This is a genomic window from Clostridioides sp. ZZV14-6345, from assembly GCF_020657775.1.
GTDB lineage: Bacteria > Bacillota > Clostridia > Peptostreptococcales > Peptostreptococcaceae > Clostridioides > Clostridioides difficile_D.
In genome coordinates this window covers 1-21015 of the sequence record NZ_JAGWCX010000070.1, presented here as the reverse complement: position 1 = coordinate 21015, position 21015 = coordinate 1, and the positions used below count along the sequence as shown (strand labels likewise).

Below are 21015 nucleotides of genomic sequence, written 5' to 3'. Positions count from 1 at the left end.
ACAGGAGCAACAGGAGAGATAGGACCAACGGGAGTAACAGGAGCAACAGGAGAAATAGGAGCAACGGGAGCAACAGGAGCAACAGGAGAAATAGGACCAACGGGAGCAACGGGTCCAACAGGAGAGATAGGAGCAACGGGAGTAACAGGGGCAACGGGTCCAACAGGAAATTCCTCTCAGCCAGTTGCTAACTTTCTTGTAAATGCACCATCTGCACAAATACTAGATAATGGAGAAGCTATAACAGGTTGGCAACCAACAATAGGAAATAGTTCAAGTATAACAGTAGATGCAAATGGTACATTTACAGTACAGGAAAATGGTGTATATTATATATCAGTTTCAGTAGCATTGGAACCAGGCTCATCAAGCACAAATCAATATTCTTTCTCTATGCTATTTCCAATTTTAGGAGGGAAAGACTTAGCAGGTCTTACTACTGAGCCAGGAGGTGGAGGAGTAATTTCTGGATATTTCGCTGGTTTTTTATTTGGTGGAACTACCTTCACTATAAATAATTTTTCATCTACAACAGTAGGAATACGAAATGGGCAAACAGCAGGAACTGCGGCTACTTTGACAATATTTAGAATAGCTGATACTATTATGACTTAAAATATATCTAAAATAATCTTAAAAACTATTTAGATTTTATCTGAATAACAGAAGTATTTTTTATGTATTGAATTTTACTTGTTTTAGAATAAAAAGAACAATAATAATAGGATATATTCACAAAACTTTTAGCATTATGGATTTTTATTTAGCTTTAATATCAATATATGTATAATAAAAAAACTGTCTCAAATATAGATTTGAAACAGTTTTTTTGTTTAAAGATTTTATATTATTTAAAGTTTTTGATTGCAGTAGTTAAATTAGGCACTAATTGTTTTTTTCTTGATACAACACCTGGTGCAAATGTACCTTGAACACCTTCAACACCAAATGCATTAGCAATTAATCTATCTTCTGCCTTATAGATTAAATAAGAACCTTCTTTGATTATATCTGTAACTGCAAGAACTAATTTATCATAATCAGTTGAATTTATATAAGATAAAAACTCATCTTTTTTAGCAAATATAGAGTCTATGTCTAAAGTAAACACTTGTCCAATACCAACTCTGTGTCCACTCATATTAAACTCTTTAAAATCCATATTTACTATTTCTTCTATAGTATATTCATCTAGAGAAGTACCACATTTAAACATGTCCATAGCATATTTTTCCATGTCTACTTTTGCTATTTTATTTAATTCTTCACAAGCTTTTTTATCCATGTCAGTTGTTGTTGGAGATTTAAATAATAATGTATCTGATAATATAGCAGATAAAAGAAGACCAGCTATTTCATAAGGTATTTCAACATTATTTTCTTTGTAAATTTGATAAATTATAGTACTGTTGCATCCAACAGGCATAACTCTAAATGACATAGGAACGTCAGTAGAAATACCACCAAGTTTATGATGGTCAACTATTTCAACTATATTTGCTTGTTCAATTCCATCAGCACTTTGAGCATATTCATTATGGTCAACTAAAACGACATTCTTTTTAGATGGATTTAATAGATGACCTTTTGAAACCAACCCTAAGAACTTATTATCATCATCTAATATAGGATAAGATCTGAAGTTAGTCTCTAGCATAATCTCTTTTATTTCATCCATGTAGTCATCTTCTTTGAATGTAATTAGATTTTCTGTGGCTTCTATAGAGTCTAAGAAACTACATTGATTTATTACATTAGAAGTTTTATAGTTATCACTTTCAACAGAAACAACAGACACTCCATTCATTTTAGCAAGAGCTAGCAAATCTTTTGAAATCTCTGTATGATTAGTAAGTATTAAAAGTTTAACTTTTGTATCAATAGCATATTCAATACTATCATATCTATCACCAACAATAGCTATGTCTCCTTCTTTTAAAGTCTCTATTAGAGTTTCCATTCCAAATGATAAAGTAACTACTCTACCTTTTACATTTTCACCACAATCTACAAGTATAGTACCATTAAGATTTTTACAAATATTTGATAGTGATGTGTGTATAGTTGTAAAGTGTTGATGAAGTAGGTTTTTAGCTATTTCTTTCATAGTAATGATACCAGCAAAAGTTCCATCATCATAAGTTACAGGTAGCGTTTTAACATTTTTTTCATCCATAAGATTATAAGCTTCTAATATAGATGAAGTTGGAGTCAAAGGTACTACTTTATCATAATTTAAATCTCTAACTTGTATTCTAACATTATCTAAAATTTCAGGTGCATCTACCTTAAAGTAATCTAAGGCATATTTAGCTTCTTTTCTGATATCTCCTAAAGCATAAGCTGTTGCTTTTATTCCTAGTTTGTTTTTTAAATGTGCTAATGAAATTGCAGAACATATTGAATCTGTATCTGGATTTTTATGTCCGAAAACTAATAAACTCATTTTAATACTCCTTTCAAAACTTGAATATAAATAATAATTGATAAAAATATTATATCAAAAGGTAGTGAGTATTTGTTGTAAAAAGAAAAAAATTTAGTGAAAAAATATTATATAAAATTTATTTCTTACATAAATACTACAAATTTAATATAAAAATCATTATTATATATATTTTTACCCAATTAAATATCCAATCAAATTTATTTTTATTTGAAATAAATTGATTAAATATACCTGCGAAAAAATTAATTAATACGTTAATAAACTAAAAATTTATAAATATTTTATGCTGTAAAAAATTTTGTATATATATTATAATTAAAAATTTAACGAACTTAATATAAAAATTATTTACATATATGAAAAGCATAATTATTGTATATTAATTTAAAAATAACTTATAGAAATTAGAATAATTTTAGTTTGTATATTTTTTAAAACCATACAGTTGTTATAAAAAGAAAAATTGCACACAAGTCAAAAATAAGTGTCATTTTATAAAAATACGACAAAAATTTTATACACTACTTGTACAAATAACATGCAAATAACATATAAAATTTAATAAGTGAAAAAATGAAAGATATAAATTATCATTTTAGTATTTTATCTAGTCAAAGTAAATTATTTAAATGAAATACATCTCATTTAGATAAAAAATTTTAGTAAAGGTAAAAAAAATAATATATTTGTTAAAAAATAAATTGACAAAATATTCAGAAAAAATTTCTTGACCTAAGAGAGTAAAGTAAATAAAATCTAAAGTATAGAGACGAAATCTATAAAATTATTTTAAGTATAAGTTAAAAATATAGAGGATGCATTTAAAATTTATAAAAATGGGAGATGCCTAATTATTTTAGGGAGGTTTTTAGTATGGAGAAAAAAGAAAAGATAGTAGATAGCTATAGGTAGTGCAATGGATGCTGGTAAGATAATGTGGGTAATGTATGAGCATCCAGAAGTAGATTTCCAAGATTTAGCTATGAGACTTATGGATATAAGAAAAAGAGTATATGTATTCCCTAAGATGGGTGAAAAAGCATACTTTGCTGCTATCCCAACTTCAGCAGGAACTGGTTCAGAAGTAACTCCATTTGCAGTTATAGCTGACCAAGATTCAGGGGTAAAATATCCACTAGCAGATTATGAATTAATGCCAAATATGGCTATAATTGATGCTGATATGATGATGGAGATGCCCCAAGACTAACAGCATCATCAGGTGTTGATGCCTTAACACATGCACTAGAAGCATATGTATCTATGTTAAGAACTGAACCAGCTGATGGTTTAGTACTACAAGCAGGTAAAATAATATTTGAATATCTACCTCGTGCATATAAAAATGGAAAGAATGATAAAGAAGCAAGAGAAAAAATGGCAATGGCATCAACTATGGCGGGAATGTCTTTTGCAAATGCCTTCTTAGGAATATGTCACTCTTTAGCACATAAATTGGGTGTATTCCACCATGTTCGACACGGTGTTGCAAATGCGTTATTAATAAATGAAGTAATCAAATTCAATTGTGCAGAAGCTCCAAATAAGATGGGTGCATTCTCACAATACAGATATCCTGATTGTATACAAAGATATGCTGAATTTGTTTCTTTTGCAGGAATTAAGGGAAATACAGACCAAGAAAAAGTAGATAACCTTATAAAAGCAATAGATGAACTAAAGGCAAAAGTGGGTCTTCCTAAGACTATAAAAGAGGCTGGGGTAGAAGAATCTAAATTCTTAGAAAGATTGGATGCTATGGTTGAACAAGCTTTTGATGACCAATGTACAGGTGCTAATCCTAGATACCCATTGATGAGTGAATTAAAAGAGATATATCTAAAAATTTATTATGGTAAATAATATTCATTGTAGAATATAGGTTCTATTAGATTTGTATATAAATTATTAGATTTATATATAAATAGAGTTTTATTAGAGATGTATATAAATAGTTATTAATAATAGATTATAACTTAAATCCTAAATGGAAATGATAAAAAGTCAGGAAAAGCATATTAATTTTGAATATGTGAATTTAATCAATTAGCTTTAAAATTAGTCAGAAAATTTTTTTATTACATATAATTTCAAAGCATAATATATAAAAAACTTTATGAAAAAATTATGAAAATATTCAGAAAATTCTATTGACTAATTTATTTATCATGATATAATAGGTTTAGAAAAGAAAAAGAACTGGGGCCTATTAAGGCCCCCTTACTATTTTTTGATAGATTTATTTAGAATAACTTTCTCATTTTGATTTTTTATGTTTATTATAGAGTCAGTATAATCTACTTCAAAGTTAGCAAAAGCAGAGAATAAATCTATGTCTCTTAGTAAATGAATTGTCATACATTGATTGTTCTTATTTAACCTTAGAATCAATGCTCTTACAAATGGAAATTGTATTCTAGAATTAAATAAGTTAGAACCATCAGTATCTATATCTAGGCTACGATAATTAATATCTATAAATATATCTACATCATCATTTTCTTCTCTTATTATTCTGTAATCAAAGTCCAAGTTTAAATTTAAATTACTTAAAATCAATAACATTTAAATCCTCTTTTCTATAAATAGTTTTAGAGTGTTAATTTAAGCTCTCCATCTATTATAGATATAATTCTATCTGCTTTTCTAGCAATACTTTCATTATGTGTTATTATTATAAGTGTTTGGTTATATTTTTTTATAGAACTTTTTAGTAAATCCATGACTTCTTCTGTAGTTTTACTATCCAAATTTCCTGTTGGTTCATCTGCTAGGATTATACTTGGCTTTGCAGATAAAGCACGTGCAATAGCAACTCTTTGTTGTTGACCACCAGATAATTGATTGGGAAGATGATTTTTCCTTTCATTAAGACCCAATAAATTTATAAGGTCATCAATATATTCTTTATCTATTTTTTTATTGTCTAACTTTAGTGGTAATTCTATATTTTCCTTTACATTTAATACAGGAATTAAGTTATACTGTTGAAAGACAAATCCTACCTTTTGTCTTCTATATCTTGCTAGTTCTTTATCTGAAAGACAACATATATCTTTACCAGCAACTTTTATAGTACCATTACTTGGTCTCTCAAGACCACCTACTAAATGTAGAAATGTACTTTTTCCACTTCCACTTGGACCAATTATCGCAACAAATTCACCCTTATTTATTTTTAAATTTGCATCCTTTAGTGCATGTACAGATGTTTCCTTTTTTCCATAAATCTTACCTAAGTTAATAGTTTCCAATATAGGCATAATTACCCCTCCTATTCTGTGATGTTTATAGCTTCAACTATACCAATTTTATTTATTTTCCTTAATGGAATATATGTAGCTAGAATACCAACAATTATATTTGCTAAAATAACTAGGATATATATTTTGTAATCTATTGAAAATCCTAATCCATATGATACAAAATAATACGTGTAATACATTCTAAACTGTATTATAAGACCTGTTACAATGGTAATTACACTTGAAAGTGCTCCATATAATATTCCCTCATAGAGTATCATATTCTTAAATCCTTTATCAGAGATACCAATAGCCCTTAGCATTCCAAATTCGCTAGTTCTTGAAGTTAAGTTATAACTTATGTTATTTATTATATTAAATACACTAATTATGAACATAACTGCTACTATGCCATAAGCATAAATCATAGATCTAGCTGTCATTTTATCAGAGTTTTCTTTTTCCACTGACATATTCACTGTTGTAGTTCCAGGAACTTCACTTCCTATTTTACCTAAAAGTGTATTTATTTTTTTTATGTTTGCATTTTCTTTAAGATCTATATAAACTACGTTATATTTATCTACACCAGTTAATTTTTTTAGATATTCGCTACTCGTTATTACATCTATACCATTATCTCCAGAGTATGAATTATTATCTGCAAAAGGATAGCTCACAACAGCTCCAACTTTAAATTCATGTTCTAGATATTCATAATTATCTTTTTGTCTCATATAAAGATCTGTATCTATTTCACCTTTTGGATATTTAACTTTTATAGTATCTCCTACTTTCATATCTACAACGGGTGTTCCTACACCAGGTGTATAACTCTTGCTGTATTTATTTGTTTTAGAAATTTGTGGGACATATACTATAGCCAGGTTTTCCTTTTTCATTTTTTCTAAGTTTATACTTCCACTCACTAAGTATTTCTCTAATGAATTTATCATCTCATCATTATAACCTCTTAACCTTTGCTCTAGCGTATATTTGTCAGTAGTCTTATTTTTGGTCAATAGAGGAAACTCCTTAAAATAAGGTGTTGAACCTATAATGTCGTAGTAATCTAATCTATTTATTTTATCTAATTCTATTTTTGTATTCAAGATGCTAGCAGTTTTGACTTTATCAATTCCGTCTATATTTTTTATTTTGTCTATCTGATTATCATTAAGACCATTTATATCAAAGATAGAATTAACCTTATAAGCTTCACCTAATTTGAAAGTAAGATTTGATAGAATAAAATCCGCATTCATATATGTTTTTTCTTGACCATCTTTGTTTTGTATATCTGAAAAAGAATATTTATAATTTTCCTTTATGACCATTATACCTCCTATACTCATGGATAATATAATTATGATGAATCCCTTTTTATTTCTAAGTATATTTTTAGCAGATATAGATTTTGTTACTGATATATTTAAAGTTAATTTTGATATTAAAGAATTAACTTTGTTTATATTTTTATCAGTTCCAAAAGTTTTTCTTATAGCATCGATAGGAGAAATTCTTCTTATCTTTAAATACGTAAAGAAACTTATAATTAGTATTGTCAGTATTATACATCCAATTGATAGAAAGATTATTTTATCTGAAATAACAAAAGGTGTTACCCTTATGTCTCCTTCAAATTGAATATTTCCTGCAGTCCTATTAAATATTTGTGCACCACCAATACCTATACATATACCTGCAGGTATTGCTATCAAAGCAAGTATGAAAAGTTCATAAAACATAAGTTTAAAAATCCTAAAGTTAGTGGCTCCAATGGCTCTTAAGATACCATATTCCTGTACTCTTTGGTATATTGATATAACATAGATACTATATATTACAATACCAGAAAATAGACTCATAGCAATTGCAGTATATTTACTTGAGTCATCTAAAGTACCATTTTCCATAGTAGACTCTATAAGCATTTTATTTTTTCCAACACTATTCTTATCCAACATAGTATTTTTTACTATATTATTTATGTTTGTATTTATATCACTGCCCTCATTAAATTCAACATAAACATAAGAAAAGTTATTCAATTTTGACTCATTGATATTCAAAAAAATTTCACACATACCCTCTTTTTTCTGAATAGCTCTATCTTCAAGTATTCCTACAACTTTAAACGTCTCTGGTTTTTCTTTTTTGAATAATTTAAGAGTAAGGTCTTGATTTATTTCTGGTTTTAAACCCATACTATTTAAAACCCATTTTTCCACTACCACCTCATTGTTATCTTTTGGAAAGTGACCTTTTATAAGCTTAGAATGACTAGTCAAATAATTTTTATTCACATATTCTATGTTTATAGGTAATTTTTCATTAACATCTGTAAAACCATAGTGAGATGTTATACCTAAATTTTTAATCTCTTTGCTAGATTTTATGAGTTTTAACTGATTTTTATTTATATCTTTAAAATATACATGGTCAGCTCCAAGATCTCTCTTCAATTTATCTACTTCTGCTTGCTGAGCACTTCTTGAGAGTGTACCAATACCAACAATGAGTGTTACAGCAAGAATTATACTCACAGCAATCGCTAAAGACCTAGCTTTATAACTTTTTATGTACCTTAATACTATTTTCAGATTATCTTTCATATTTACCACTTCCTTTCTTAACTAAATCAATTATATATTTATCTAAAATATATAGCAAAGTAAGTATTTTCAAATTTTAAGTAGTTAATTGTACAAATTTAATTGTGTTTTTACAATTTTAATTAATCTATATGTAAATTTTAACTTTTTACATAAACTTTTTACATAAATTTTTTAACATGATATAATTCTCATATAGAGGGGAGGGGAATCATGGAGAACAATTTTGTATTTCCTATAGTAATACTAACTTTGTTTATATTTAGCAATCTTATAATGAATAAGTACAAGTTTTACAAAGAATTAGACATATTAAAAAGAGGCATATTAACATTTTTTATATCGTGTTTTGCATTGATTTTATTCATGGAGGGTACTAAGTATATACAATTAAGTTTAGGATATAATTTTTTACTTGAAGGAGTATTAAATATTGTACTTTTTTTAATTTTAATTATTTTAAGTTGTTATACAGGATTTAAAGTTATAATATTGATAAATAATAACAATGAGCAAGAATCCAAGCTACAAAGACTAGACAGTAAAATAAATCATAAGGACAATATAATCATCAAATTAAGAAGTCAAAAACATGACTATTTGAAACATTTGCAAGTAGTATACTCTCTATTAAATACTGGGCTAGATGAAGACGCCAAAGAATATATAATGAATATATCAAATAGTTTTAAATCAAAAAATTCAAGGTATGGAAAAGTATCTTATCTAGATGCTATAGTTTCATTAAAATACGAGGAATGTATTGAAAAGGATATATCTTTTGATGTCTATATTCAAGATTTTATGGATAATTTAGAGATTGAACCTAATGATATGAGTTCAGTACTATTAAACATAATAGACAATGCAATAGAGTCTTTGTCTGCTATAAAAAAGGAAAAGAAATATATAAGATTACATGCATATGAAGATGAATTTCAGTATATTATAGTTATAAAAAATAATGGTCCTAAAATACATAATGTTGAAAGTATCTTTTGGGATGGCTTTAGTACTAAAGAGGGGCAAGATAGGGGGTATGGGCTACATCTAGTTAAAAACATATTAGATAAGTATGATTATAGTATATTTGTAAATAGTGATGATTTTTTAACTGAATTTGTAATCTTAATCCCAAAATATTATTAGTTAAGAGGAGAAAAGTCTGTGATAAAAGTTTTGATTTGTGATGATGATAAAATTGTAAGAGATGATATAGCAAATATAGTTAAAGAATCTGGATATGTAGATTATGTTAAAAAAGTTAAGGATGGTATAGAGGCAATTGAATTTATAAAAAACGAGAAAATAGATTTATTGATTATTGACATTGATATGCCATATAAAAATGGGATTGATTCTGCCAAAGAAATTCTTTCTATAGATAAGGATATACATATAATATTTGTGACAGGTTTTGCTGATTATAGTCTTAAAAGCTTTAAAGTGCATCCTATAGACTTTGTAGTTAAACCATTTAAAAAAGAAAAAATACTTGATTCAATTAATATAGCAATAGACCATATCAACTCCCATAAAATTGCTAATAATAATTTTATAGAAGACACTCTTTTTGTATATAAAATAAGGAAGCAGATACATATGATTAATTTTGATGATATAGTTATGTTTGAGAAAAATTCAAGAGCAATTAATCTATACACTAAAGATGAAGATATAATAAAGTTTTATGAGAATTTTGATGATTTAAAAAAACGCCTACCTCCTAATTTCTTTATGACTCATAGACAATACATAGTAAATTTAAGGTTTATACATAAGGTTATACCTATAAATAAATCTTCATTAGAGATAAGGTTTATAAATTTTCAAGAAAATGCTATATTAAACAAATCTCTAGAAAAAGATTTTCTATATAGATTTTATAGGGTTAAAAGATTCTAGTGAAAAGAGAAGAAAAATTCTTTTTGTGTAATATAATAAGTACTGTAAAGATAATGTATAAGAGAAGTTTATATAAAAATTATTTGTAATTATGATTTAATCTATATAAATTATAGTGTAGGATATATTGGACTTTCTTTAAAAAATTAGAAAGTCCAATATATTCTAGATGTAGTTTTATATTTATAAATTACTTAAGATACTAGGGTCTTTAATCTTATTATCTTCAGAAAGCAATAATATCTTAGACATAATCTCAGCAGTTTTAGGGTCTTCATCAGCGAATGGAAGGAATATCTTACCTCTACTTTGAGAATGTACAGGAAGTATATTTAAAGCACCCATTCCTTTTTTATGTACAATACCAGAACCCATATGTACAGAATACTCACCTAAATTACCTGCGATAAGAGCATGAGAGCCTTCAAAGTTGACATTCTTAATCTTTAACAATAATAAAAGTTCTTTAGCAATTGCTATACGCATTTCTACAGTAGAGTGACTCGTTTCAGGGTCAACACCACCAGCATGAGCGACACTTACAACAAGGTCTATATCACGCATAACTTCTGAGAATATAATTGGAGGTATAGAAGTTAATTCTAAGCTTTTATAAGTTTTTCTATCAAAAAATTCTAATGTTTCAATAGTAGGAGGCTCAATGTCTGCTGGTGAAAACCAATCTGCAAGTGCAAACATTTTTGCTACTATATTTTCTTTATAAAACACTTTCTGTAATCCTTCTTCGTAATCGACAGTCCAAAGTTGATTTCTAAGAAGTGCTACAGTTTTCTTTGGCTGGATTTGGTGACCAGCGTATCTACGAGATATAGTTTTTTCAGATAATTCGTCAGCATTTATTCTATAATATTCACGGAACACTTGCTTAAATGGTTGAACAATTTGCTTACTAAATAAGTCATGTTGGAATTCACTCCATTTACCAGACTCAAACAAATGAACTGGATGTGCAAGTTTTAATTTATTTTTTGCTGTTAATTTATAAGTTTCACCTTCTATATTGCAAATAAAGAACTTAGACTTATCATTATAAACATATCCAATATTATCATCACATACCCATACTAGATTTTTAATCAAAGGGCAGATAACTGGATTTTTATAGATATTGGAGATTTCTTTAACTGTAAATACTATTTCATTTTTCATAGCTTGCTCTAAACTCTGTTTTGCACGAGAATACTGACTCTTTAAATCTTTTTGAACAGATTTAAGTTCAAGTACATATGGATGTTTAGCAATAGCTTTTGGTATACTCTTTAAAGTTTTATCGCCTTTTTGAACTTTAGTGGATGCTTTTCCATTTTCATCAACATCTATCCAGATTGAAGTTCCATCAATATCTTTTGGTTTAAATAGATGAGCAACTTCATTTAGTTTTTCAGTCTCAAGAGCCCACATCATACGATTTACATCTCCAAATCCAGCACTTCTAGCTAGATTTTCTAGCGCTATAGTACAAGCTTTTGATTCACTTTCACGACGTTGTGCACCAAATTGCTTGCTTTCTTTAGCAAACTTTTGAATAAATTCATAACGGAAGGTTGCTTCTTTTAGGTCTCCTTTTTTCATAGGAAGTAAAGAGAAACTTCTTAATTTATCTTGATTTCTATTTGTTTCAATTTCTTTCATTAACATGTCTTTATCAAGTTTACCAAGTGTAGCATCAGCGTAAAGTTGTGCACGTCTATGAGAGTTACCACCACTAGTTATATATTTAGCTGATTTGTAAAGTATATTGAATCTTTCTTCCCCAATAGTCTTATACGAATCTAAAAACCAATCTACATCAAATGCACCATCAATGAAACTACGTGGTGAAATAGGGGAGAATAGAGCAACTTCTGATTCTTTTTGTGCAGAGAATCCCTCATTTATATGTGCATGGAAGTACCAAATTGTACTTTTTAGACCTTTCCAGTTTAAATATTTTTCAATTATGTTGACCCATTGAGGGGCATACATAGCAGCTTCTATTAATCTAAGTTCAGTAATGTCAGTATTTTTAAGTAACTTTTTTAACTCTTTTGAGTCGTCCTCTTTAGTAGGATAGCAATTTTTAAGCAGAGAACTTAAAACATCTTTTTTTGAATAATTACTACCATATGAATATCCTCTCTGGAAAGTTTCTTTACCAAGAGCAACTAAGATATTTACAAAATAATTTATACCTTCAAAGTATTGTATATTATTAGCTAGATGAGACACCTCTGTTGGCATATCACCTCTACGTGATTCAATTTCTATAATTTTGTTTGTAACAGTTTTTAAGTTATCTTTAAGCCAAGGATACTTTTCTAATGTGTCACCAGCCCATCTAGGATTTGTTAACGTTCTTATTATATTTACTGCATTGTATCCACTTATCATTTCTCTATTAACTTGTTCTTCAGTCATTAATCCTAATTCATGTGCACGAGCAAATACATTTATGCCAGTATAAAAAGGGAATTTATATTCTAATAACTGATAATTTGAAAATGTAGTATAGAAAAACTTAGTAAAAGAAATATCATCATAAATAAATGAATGTGTTTTATCAAGCCAATAATTTAAAATAGGAGCATCTAAAGCAGGGCAGTATTCATTTTGTCTGTAGTAGTTCTTAGTAAATTCAACTCTTTGTTTTTTACATTGTTCTATAGTCAATAAGTTTCTAAGCTTGTAGTATATATCTAAACAATAGTCAAATATCTCTTTATGGTCAAACTCATTTAGTAAGACTCTTAAAAGTCTTCTTGTAAGTCCATTAAATTTCAATTTTTCAAGTTTTGTATATATTTTCTTTTGTTTTTTAGAGTCAAGGACATTTGAATAGATAGATGAAAACCAACTTTTTTCTGTTTCATTATATCCACATATACTTATACTATAAAATAAAATATCAAGTATTAATTTGTAGTCTAAGTCAAGTTTTTTACTAGTTTCTCTCCAAAGTTCTGATAATGGATAATTATCTAGAGTATCATTAGAAGCCTTATATTTAATAGGAGTCAAATTATAAGTAGAGTAACCTAAAAGTACTTTTTCTACATTACCTGACCATCTTTCAACTTCATATTCATAATCTGCATTTTCAGTAATAAGTTCATCAAATTTTTCATAAACTTTTATTACTTTATCTATATCTGTATCAAGTATTTTTTTTGCTTCTCTTTTTGTTGATATAGAAATAGAATCTTCACTTGAAGATAAACTTATGTTGGAAATAATTTTATTAAGTTTTGATGAACTAGATGAATCTTCTTTAAAACCAAACTGTTCAGGAATTTGAACCTTATTTTCAGGGCTATATATTCCAAAACCATTTTCTTTACAATAATCATTTTTTGCTTTACCTAATAAATTATCAATTAGTATTTGAACTTGAGATATATTCTTTTTAGATTTATCAATATCTTCTACTAGTAAAATAAGCTTACTATATAGTTCTTGTCTATCAGCATTGTCTTTCAATAAGTTTACAATTTCAAGACCTCCAAGGCATTTTTGCGAGTTTGAAGATTTTATCAGTGAAGAAGCAATATTCTCTAGTTTTGAATCATTTTGTTCAAGTAAAATTTTTATCACTGTTTGTCTAATAGAGCTTGTCTTTAAAGAAAGCAGATTGGTTATTTTGTCTAGCTCTATATTTGTTAGCTCAAGTTTTCTAAGTAGACTCAATACAGTTTCTCTGTTGTAAACACTCTTATCACTTAAACATTCCAATAAGAAATCACGTTGTCTATCCGTTTTTGGTTCATTTATAAAATTAACTATAAGTGAAGCTCTTAAGTCTGAACTCATAAGATGACAATTTTCCATGAGAACATCTATAAATTGGGTATTCATATCGTATGCTGTTAGAGTCATCATACACTTAAGTATCTCATGAGAAGAAATTTCAATCCAAGTCCATGGAAATACACTTCCTAAAAAGGATTTAGTCTTTGAGTTTAAAATTTCTAAAGCATGTTTTAGACTTTCAAATTGTTCTTTTCTAGCATAAAAGTCTTTGTCAATTGGAGTGTTTGACAAGTCAAAAATGGTTTCTCTGTTTTGCCAATTATAGTAGTAGCCAACAGAACTTTCTACATAGAAATTTCTAATTACCCATGCTAGTATCTCTAAATCATCGCCCTTAATGTTTTTAGATGCTATAGAATGTTTAAAATATGTGCTTTCTGTATGCGATAAAAAGTAAAGAGCTACAAGTTTTTTATATTTTTCCTGACAAGAAAGTAAATTTTTAATAAGAGGGTAAGAGTCATAGATGTTATAAGTTGCAGTAGACCATAAGGCAAAGTAAATTTCAAGGTTATCATTGCTATTAATTGATTCTATACGGAATTTTTCATCAGTCAATGATTTATATGAAAGTTCTAAGCACTTACGTATTATTCCAGGTTTTTGGTCTGAAAAGCCAAGTCCTGTCCATGTGTCCAAGGCTCTTATAACAGAACTAAATCTCTCTAAATTATTATCCAAGATAGTTTTTAACAGGTATATTGATGCAGGGACTGTACCTTCATCTAAACTCTCTACAATTTGCTGTCTAAGCCCTTCTTGTTGTTTAGCTGCTAAAAGAAGTTTAGAAAGTATTTCATAGCATTTTTCACTATGACTTTTCATAATGCCAATTATCATTTGTCTTGTAAGTAGGGCAGTTTGATTTTCTCCAAATATTACTTCTTCCAATGCACTTATTACTTCTTGATTTCCTTTGTCTATTTCCAGTGCTATTTTATCACTCATTATAGAGTCATAGTATAAGACCTTATTTGGAAGAGTAAGATAATCTATAACTGAAAAATCATAATAAATCAAATCAATATAGTTTGAAATAAATCTGATTATTCCACTAAAATAATCCACAAGTTTATTTGAGCGATACCCTTTACGATAATACCCTCCTGAATATGTATAATCCATCTTTCTTTTAATCAACTGGCAAAGTTCTTCTACTTGTTCAGAAGTAAATATTAATTCTAATGCATTTTTTAAAGGACCAGAAAGGAGTTCATCTATATTTTTAATCTCATAGTAATAGCAATTGTAGTATTTATTTATTATATTTAAGAATTTGTCTTCAGGTTCTCTATAATAATATGAACTATTTTCTATGCAGTCCCAAAGAGATTTTGCTAAGTCATAGTATTTTTTTGAAGAAGATTTAGTAAAATTATTTTTAAAATTTTCAATTATTTTAGGGTTTTTTTCTACTCTAGTACGTTCCAACATTTATGTACCTCCAAATTATTTATTTTAAAACATTCTTCCAGCAAGTAAAGTAAGTCTTATAAAAGTAAAGATATCTCCACTTTTCAAATTTATAGGGGAATCAAGTTTTTCAATAATATCTTCATTTATAAGTACTTTATAAATTCCATCTTCAAATGCTTGTAATGCTACTTCTATTGCTTTTTCTGTGGATTGTTTGTTTTCATTGTAAATAGAGCCAAACCCAACTTTTCCAATATCAGCTTGAGATTCAATTTCTTCACTAGTTAAGAAGTTTACTATTGATTTTTCTGGAATTTTCTCATTATATTCAAGAACATTTTTAGATACAATTTCAGAGATAGCCTCTTTTAGGCAATTGATGTTATCAGATACATCAAAGGGGGTAAGTTCTAGCATAGGTTTGCGTTTGCCAACAGCTTTAACTCTAAAATAAATTTGCATAAAATCACCTCGTAAAACATTAATTATGTACTTAGGAATTTAAAAATTTACCTATTTGTTATATTATATCATTTTGTGAATTATTAATGTGAAATATGAGATTATTTTACAAAAAATAGAAAAAAAGCTATCTTAAAGTCTAAAAAAGCAATAAAAGATAACTTTTAACTAGGATTATATAAAATTATAACTATCTATTTATTAAATTTTAATTTTAGAATTACTTTTGATAACTATCTTTTTTTATTTATGAATTTTGCTCCTAAATATTTCTTGATGTCTTCTTCAGGAGAAAAGTCATCAATAAGGATTTCTTTCCCAGTATCTTCAAATACTACAAGAACTTCACAGTCACCTTGTAAGAAAAATTTTCTAACAGTATCTTCTTTAACTTCTCTAACTTTTATTACATTCTTTTTTTCCTTCTCGAAGTCTTTTGTGTAATAACTTCCCATCATGTTAATTATTTTTGTATATCTATTCATAAAATACCTCCATATGCGATTAGATTTAAAAAATATGTTATAATAATTGTTTGTATTAACTTAATAATTATAACAAGGAGTAGTAATAATGACTAGTATAAAAAATAAAGATATTTTAAATTGTATAGATTATTCCATTAAAAATAAGCTCTTTGGCAAACTAAATTATATATATGAGTCCTTACCAACAGGAAGTTGTTCTGGATGTGGAAATTGTTGTATGGAATCAGTAGGTATAAATTTAATTGAGTTTTTGAATATATTTTGTTATCTTGAAGAGAGAGTTGAATTAAAAAAAAGTTGTATAAGCAAAGTATTAGATTACTATTTTGAAGAGTATGCAAGAAAGAACTCGTGTCCATTTAAAGATAATAACAACAGATGTTTAATATATGAAGTTAGACCATTAAATTGTAGGATGTTTGGTCATTGGAAAAAAGAAGACTATAATAAAAATCTAGATAACGTTACTAAGAAGAATAATGACTATAAAGAATTAATGAAAGAACAATATGGATTTGAAATAAATGATGAAGTAGTAAACTATAGAATAGATTATTGTGATAGATTTGTTCCAAATAGAGATTATTTAAGTAAATCTGAGAGATTAAGTTTTTCTGATAAGCTTATGACATTAGACTCAAAGATTTATTCTAGTGGAAACATAGACATAGATTTTAGGGATAGAGGTATAGTTGAATATTTTATAGAGTCATTACTTTATAGAGATTTAGCATATAATGTAAAAATAAGGATATCTAAAGAAGACAAAATAAGAAAAAGAACTATTGATAGAATAAAAAGAATTATTCTTGTAGAGTCTTATATTAATAAGTAATAAATTGTATCATAAATATTGTCAAAATGAGGTGAATAAGGTGAATCTTACAAAAGTAAAAGGAAATACCTTTTTTATAAAAGGTGGCACGAATACAGGAATATATGTATTTGAAGATAACACAGCTCTTATGATAGACCCAGGATTATGTGGTTCAAGGCCTAGAAGAGTAACTAAAGTATTAGATGAAAATAAAATACAAGTTAGATATATTATAAATACTCATGGTCATGATGACCACTATGGAGCATGTAATCAATTTAAAGATTATTATAAAGACGTGTGTATAATGTCATCTGAATACGATAAATTATATATAGAAAATCCAGAATTATTTTCAAAGTATATTGTTGGGGGAAAGAGTAATGTATTTATGGATAATATCTTAAAAAATAAAATGTTGGATGATATAAAAATAGATAAATCTATAGAAGTAGGGAAGCTTGAATTAAACAATGAAATGTTTGATATAATTGAATTTCAAGGTCATACACCTGGTAGTATAGCTGTTTTGACAAAAGATAAGGTGATTTTTGTTGGAGACTTATTGATAGGAGATGAAATTCTCTCAAAATATGATTTTTTGTTTCTATATGATATACAGGAGCAAATAAATTCATTAGAAAAATTAAAAAATATAGATTTTGAGTACTTAGTTTTAGGGCATGGGAAGCAAGTTATATCAAAAGAAGATTCTTATAAATTAATCGAAAAACATTTGATTGCCTTAGAAAAATATTTATATCAAATAAGAACGTTACTTAAAGAACCAAAATCTTTAGAAATTTTATTAAAAAACATTATAAATAACAATAATTTAAGCAATAATTATAAAGAGTATCATTTTTTTAAATCTTCGTTAGTATCTGTTATAAGTTACTTAGTTGATTTAGAAGAAATAGGGTATATATTGGAAAATGGAGAATTGCTTTACTATACAAAAACAAAATAAATTATGATAGAATAAAGAAGGTCATAAAAAACAAATAAAGGGTGAGCAATATGGAATACGAAAAATGGAATGAAATACTAGCACCTTATGAACATGCAGTAGAGGAATTGAAAATAAAATTTAAAAATATAAGAAAAGAGTATTTAGCAAAAGGCGAATATTCTCCCATAGAGTTTGTTACAGGTAGAACAAAAAAAATATCTTCCATAATATCTAAATTAAAAAGGTTAAATGCAAAAGATATAGAAACTGAAATTGATGATATTGCTGGTATAAGAATAATGTGCCAGTTTGTTGAGGATATATATGCTATAGTTGATTTGATAAAAGTAAGAAATGATATGACTATAATAGGAGAAAAAGATTATATTACAAATTACAAAGATAGTGGTTATAGAAGCTATCATGTTATAATAAAATATCCTATAAACTCCATTGCGGGTTCAAAGGAAATTATATGTGAAATACAAATAAGAACTCTTGCAATGAATTTCTGGGCTACAATAGAACATTCATTAAAATATAAATATGACCATTACATACCTGAGACTCTTGCTGAAAGACTTAGAAGAGCATCTGATGCTGCGTTTCTTTTAGACCAAGAAATGAGTGAAATAAGAGAGGACATAATGAAAGCTCAGGCTATGTACCAAATGAAGTCTATAGCGATTAGAGATACTCTAAATAGAATACAAGAATTATATGACTTGGGTGATACACATAAAGCTATGCAGTATCAAAGAAAACTTGATAGAACTGAAACAGATAAAAATATAACTGAAATTTTGGAATTAAAACAAGAAATAGATATATTATTAGAGCAATATAAGGATACTAAGGTAGATGATAAAGTAGTTCAGTAAAAACTACTTGTAGAAAATTTACTAAATATTAATGAGGCTGCCTCTTAATGGAAAATAATTTCTAAAAAGGGACAGCCTATTTAGTGTAATCAAGAAAGGAATGATATTATGAGTTTATATGCTATAGGTGATTTACATTTTTCAACATCAGTCAATAAGCCAATGAATATCTTTGGAAACAATTGGGATGGTCATGAAAAGAAGATTATAGATAATTGGAAAGAAGTTGTTAAGGAAGAAGATATGGTATTAGTGCTAGGAGATACATCTTGGGGAATTAATTTATTAGAAGCTAAAAAAGACTTAGATATAATAAGTAAACTTCCAGGTCAGAAAATACTTATAAAAGGAAATCATGATTATTGGTGGACAACAGTTACAAGTTTAAATAAGCTGTATGAAAGTATGCGTTTTATTCAGACGAATTTTTATGAATATAAAGATTATGCAATTTGTGGAGGTAGGGGATGGATATGTCCTAATGATGTTAAATTTGATGAGACTGATGAAAAAGTTTATAAAAGAGAAGAACATAGATTGAGATTATCATTAGAATCTGCTCGTAAAAATGGTCACTCAAAAATAATTGTGATTACTCATTATCCTCCTACAAATGATAAATTAGAAGAATCTTTATTTACAAAGTTATTTGAAGAATATAATGTTGAAAAGGTGATTTATGGTCACTTGCATGGTAAAGAATCTTTTAAAATGGGATTGAAGGGGATTCGAAATGGAGTTGAATATACATTAGCATCTTGTGACTATACAGAATTTAATTTAATAAAAGTTCACGATTAAAAAACATAAATTGGTAAATACTATAAGATACATGATTAAAAATAAATATTTGAGGGATTTCGGTTTTGAGAAAGGAGACACGACTTATGAGGTGGATATTAGTTTTTATATTTTTATATCTTATTCCTTTAGTAGTGATATTCAGAAATTACAAGAATTTTAAGAGGTCTTGTATCTACAGTAGTATTTATGTAGTATTAGCTACAACAATAATGATAAGTAATATTTACATGAGTGGGCTTAATAAAATAAAAGAATCTATGTATTATCACAATTATATTTCTGATGAGACATATGATGAAAAGTATGTATCAAACTTTAAAGAAAAAGAAAGTACTGATTTAAAACAGAATAAGAAAAACAATGAAGAGTTATCAAATAATAAAGACTTAAATAGTAAACAAGATAAACATACACAAAGTAAAGACAGTGATAAAGAAGAAAGTAATGATGTAAAAGAAAATAATTATTCTAATAGTAATGCTTCGGTAAATGGCGAATCAGAAAAACAAGAAAGTATTACAAAAGAAAAGAGCAATTATACAAGTAAAGAAAACAATAGTGAAGATATAAAAAAAATAGATATAGAAAGTATAGGAATTTTTAAGAAAGAAATTTATAATATAGAAAGAGTAGCTTTAGTTCCAATGAGAGAATGTATACCTTACACTAAAGATCTAGCAAAAAACATAACTAAGTTATCTAGTATAAAAAAAGATGTTACAAATGCTAGAGATAAGTGTAAGGAAGTTGTAAAAGAGTATAAAAACATGCAAATTCCAGAACTTTCTAAGGAAGAATATACAGAAACATTGAGTAACGCTAGAGATGATGTAAAGAAAGCTTATGAGCTTAGAGAAAAATCTATGGAAAGTGCTTTAAAATTAATAAATACTAAAAGCCCTAAATATATAGGGAAGATAACTGCATATCTTGATTTATCAGACAAGCAGATAGAAAGCTTTAAAAATAGATTGAATGATTTAAAAGAAGAGATAAATAATGCAGAAACAAATAATATCAATTAATAAGATTTAAGGATATAAGTTAAAAGGGAGATTACGATGAATAAGCAGAGTATAGGAAAGCTAAATATGTTTTTTATGGGGATTACTCAAAGGAACCTTGATTAAAAAATAGCTACGCACACTTGTGACTTTAGTCATGAGTTAGTAGC

At 27.3% G+C, this 21015-nt stretch carries 14 protein-coding genes and 2 pseudogenes; 9 read left to right on the top strand and 7 right to left on the bottom strand.

Features of this window, described 5'->3' with window-relative positions:
- Nucleotides 1-615, top strand: a pseudogene (locus KGF39_RS16045) (collagen-like protein); the annotation flags it as partial.
- A gap of 232 nt (nucleotides 616-847) precedes the next feature.
- Here the strand turns inward: KGF39_RS16045 and KGF39_RS16040 are convergent.
- Entirely contained in the window at nucleotides 848-2446 is a 1599-nt protein-coding gene (locus KGF39_RS16040; protein ID WP_227823058.1) for a putative manganese-dependent inorganic diphosphatase, read from the bottom strand.
- Between the two features lie 910 nt (nucleotides 2447-3356).
- Here KGF39_RS16040 and KGF39_RS16035 point away from each other — a divergent pair.
- A pseudogene (locus tag KGF39_RS16035) lies at nucleotides 3357-4312 on the top strand (iron-containing alcohol dehydrogenase); the annotation flags it as partial.
- Between the two features lie 360 nt (nucleotides 4313-4672).
- Here KGF39_RS16035 and KGF39_RS16030 read toward each other — a convergent pair.
- From KGF39_RS16030 to KGF39_RS16020, 3 genes are read right to left on the bottom strand one after another with little or no spacing between them, the layout of a single operon-like run.
- Complete coding sequence (locus KGF39_RS16030; protein ID WP_054272344.1) at nucleotides 4673-5014, bottom strand: hypothetical protein; 342 nt, start codon at nucleotides 5012-5014, stop codon at nucleotides 4673-4675.
- A 26-nt stretch (nucleotides 5015-5040) separates the two neighbouring features.
- The gene (locus KGF39_RS16025) at nucleotides 5041-5712 is read right to left on the bottom strand and encodes an ABC transporter ATP-binding protein (protein WP_227823057.1); all 672 of its coding nucleotides are present in this window, start codon (nucleotides 5710-5712) and stop codon (nucleotides 5041-5043) included.
- A gap of 11 nt (nucleotides 5713-5723) precedes the next feature.
- Complete coding sequence (locus tag KGF39_RS16020; RefSeq protein WP_227823056.1) at nucleotides 5724-8309, bottom strand: FtsX-like permease family protein; 2586 nt, start codon at nucleotides 8307-8309, stop codon at nucleotides 5724-5726.
- 213 nt (nucleotides 8310-8522) lie between these two features.
- Here KGF39_RS16020 and KGF39_RS16015 point away from each other — a divergent pair, with 213 nt between their 5' ends.
- Nucleotides 8523-9458, top strand: coding sequence for a GHKL domain-containing protein (locus KGF39_RS16015; RefSeq protein ID WP_227823055.1), 936 nt, complete (start codon nucleotides 8523-8525; stop codon nucleotides 9456-9458).
- Nucleotides 9459-9476: 18 nt separating this feature from the next.
- Complete coding sequence (locus KGF39_RS16010) at nucleotides 9477-10214, top strand: LytR/AlgR family response regulator transcription factor (protein ID WP_227823054.1); 738 nt, start codon at nucleotides 9477-9479, stop codon at nucleotides 10212-10214.
- Nucleotides 10215-10397: 183 nt separating this feature from the next.
- Here the strand turns inward: KGF39_RS16010 and KGF39_RS16005 are convergent, their stop codons facing one another.
- The 3 genes from KGF39_RS16005 to KGF39_RS15995 all read right to left on the bottom strand — a co-directional run bounded on the left by KGF39_RS16005 (nucleotide 10398) and on the right by KGF39_RS15995 (nucleotide 16384).
- Nucleotides 10398-15455 carry a DUF4132 domain-containing protein gene (locus KGF39_RS16005; RefSeq protein ID WP_227823053.1) on the bottom strand — a complete coding sequence of 1686 codons (5058 nt, stop codon included), beginning with the start codon at nucleotides 15453-15455 and terminating at the stop codon, nucleotides 10398-10400.
- 24 nt (nucleotides 15456-15479) lie between these two features.
- Entirely contained in the window at nucleotides 15480-15899 is a 420-nt protein-coding gene (locus KGF39_RS16000; protein WP_054272349.1) for a hypothetical protein, read from the bottom strand.
- 233 nt (nucleotides 15900-16132) lie between these two features.
- Entirely contained in the window at nucleotides 16133-16384 is a 252-nt protein-coding gene (locus KGF39_RS15995) for a hypothetical protein (RefSeq protein ID WP_003417301.1), read from the bottom strand.
- Between the two features lie 88 nt (nucleotides 16385-16472).
- Between KGF39_RS15995 and KGF39_RS15990 the strand changes: the two genes are divergently transcribed.
- From KGF39_RS15990 to KGF39_RS15970, 5 genes are all read left to right on the top strand, one after another.
- Nucleotides 16473-17222, top strand: a complete 750-nt coding sequence (locus KGF39_RS15990; RefSeq protein WP_227823052.1) for a YkgJ family cysteine cluster protein — start codon at nucleotides 16473-16475, stop codon at nucleotides 17220-17222.
- 40 nt (nucleotides 17223-17262) lie between these two features.
- Nucleotides 17263-18174: an MBL fold metallo-hydrolase gene (locus tag KGF39_RS15985; RefSeq protein ID WP_054272351.1), complete on the top strand. Its 912-nt coding sequence runs from the start codon at nucleotides 17263-17265 to the stop codon at nucleotides 18172-18174.
- 50 nt (nucleotides 18175-18224) lie between these two features.
- The gene (locus tag KGF39_RS15980) at nucleotides 18225-19037 is read left to right on the top strand and encodes a GTP pyrophosphokinase family protein (RefSeq protein ID WP_054272352.1); all 813 of its coding nucleotides are present in this window, start codon (nucleotides 18225-18227) and stop codon (nucleotides 19035-19037) included.
- Between the two features lie 108 nt (nucleotides 19038-19145).
- On the top strand, nucleotides 19146-19838 hold the full coding sequence (locus KGF39_RS15975; protein ID WP_107594587.1) for a metallophosphoesterase: 693 nt from the start codon (nucleotides 19146-19148) through the stop codon (nucleotides 19836-19838).
- Nucleotides 19839-19924: 86 nt separating this feature from the next.
- Nucleotides 19925-20866, top strand: coding sequence for a hypothetical protein (locus KGF39_RS15970; protein WP_227823051.1), 942 nt, complete (start codon nucleotides 19925-19927; stop codon nucleotides 20864-20866).
- Nucleotides 20867-21015 lie beyond the last annotated feature (149 nt).

What these genes read in the sequence shown, in the direction of transcription:
- KGF39_RS16040 (WP_227823058.1), bottom strand. Translation starts at nt 2,446, where the DNA reads ATGAGTTTATTAGTTTTCGGACATAAAAATCCAGATACAGATTCAATA.
- KGF39_RS16030 (WP_054272344.1), bottom strand. Translation starts at nt 5,014, where the DNA reads ATGTTATTGATTTTAAGTAATTTAAATTTAAACTTGGACTTTGATTAC.
- KGF39_RS16025 (WP_227823057.1), bottom strand. Translation starts at nt 5,712, where the DNA reads ATGCCTATATTGGAAACTATTAACTTAGGTAAGATTTATGGAAAAAAG.
- KGF39_RS16020 (WP_227823056.1), bottom strand. Translation starts at nt 8,309, where the DNA reads ATGAAAGATAATCTGAAAATAGTATTAAGGTACATAAAAAGTTATAAA.
- KGF39_RS16015 (WP_227823055.1), top strand. Translation starts at nt 8,523, where the DNA reads ATGGAGAACAATTTTGTATTTCCTATAGTAATACTAACTTTGTTTATA.
- KGF39_RS16005 (WP_227823053.1), bottom strand. Translation starts at nt 15,455, where the DNA reads ATGTTGGAACGTACTAGAGTAGAAAAAAACCCTAAAATAATTGAAAAT.
- KGF39_RS16000 (WP_054272349.1), bottom strand. Translation starts at nt 15,899, where the DNA reads ATGCAAATTTATTTTAGAGTTAAAGCTGTTGGCAAACGCAAACCTATG.
- KGF39_RS15995 (WP_003417301.1), bottom strand. Translation starts at nt 16,384, where the DNA reads ATGAATAGATATACAAAAATAATTAACATGATGGGAAGTTATTACACA.
- KGF39_RS15990 (WP_227823052.1), top strand. Translation starts at nt 16,473, where the DNA reads ATGACTAGTATAAAAAATAAAGATATTTTAAATTGTATAGATTATTCC.
- KGF39_RS15980 (WP_054272352.1), top strand. Translation starts at nt 18,225, where the DNA reads ATGGAATACGAAAAATGGAATGAAATACTAGCACCTTATGAACATGCA.
- KGF39_RS15975 (WP_107594587.1), top strand. Translation starts at nt 19,146, where the DNA reads ATGAGTTTATATGCTATAGGTGATTTACATTTTTCAACATCAGTCAAT.
- KGF39_RS15970 (WP_227823051.1), top strand. Translation starts at nt 19,925, where the DNA reads ATGAGGTGGATATTAGTTTTTATATTTTTATATCTTATTCCTTTAGTA.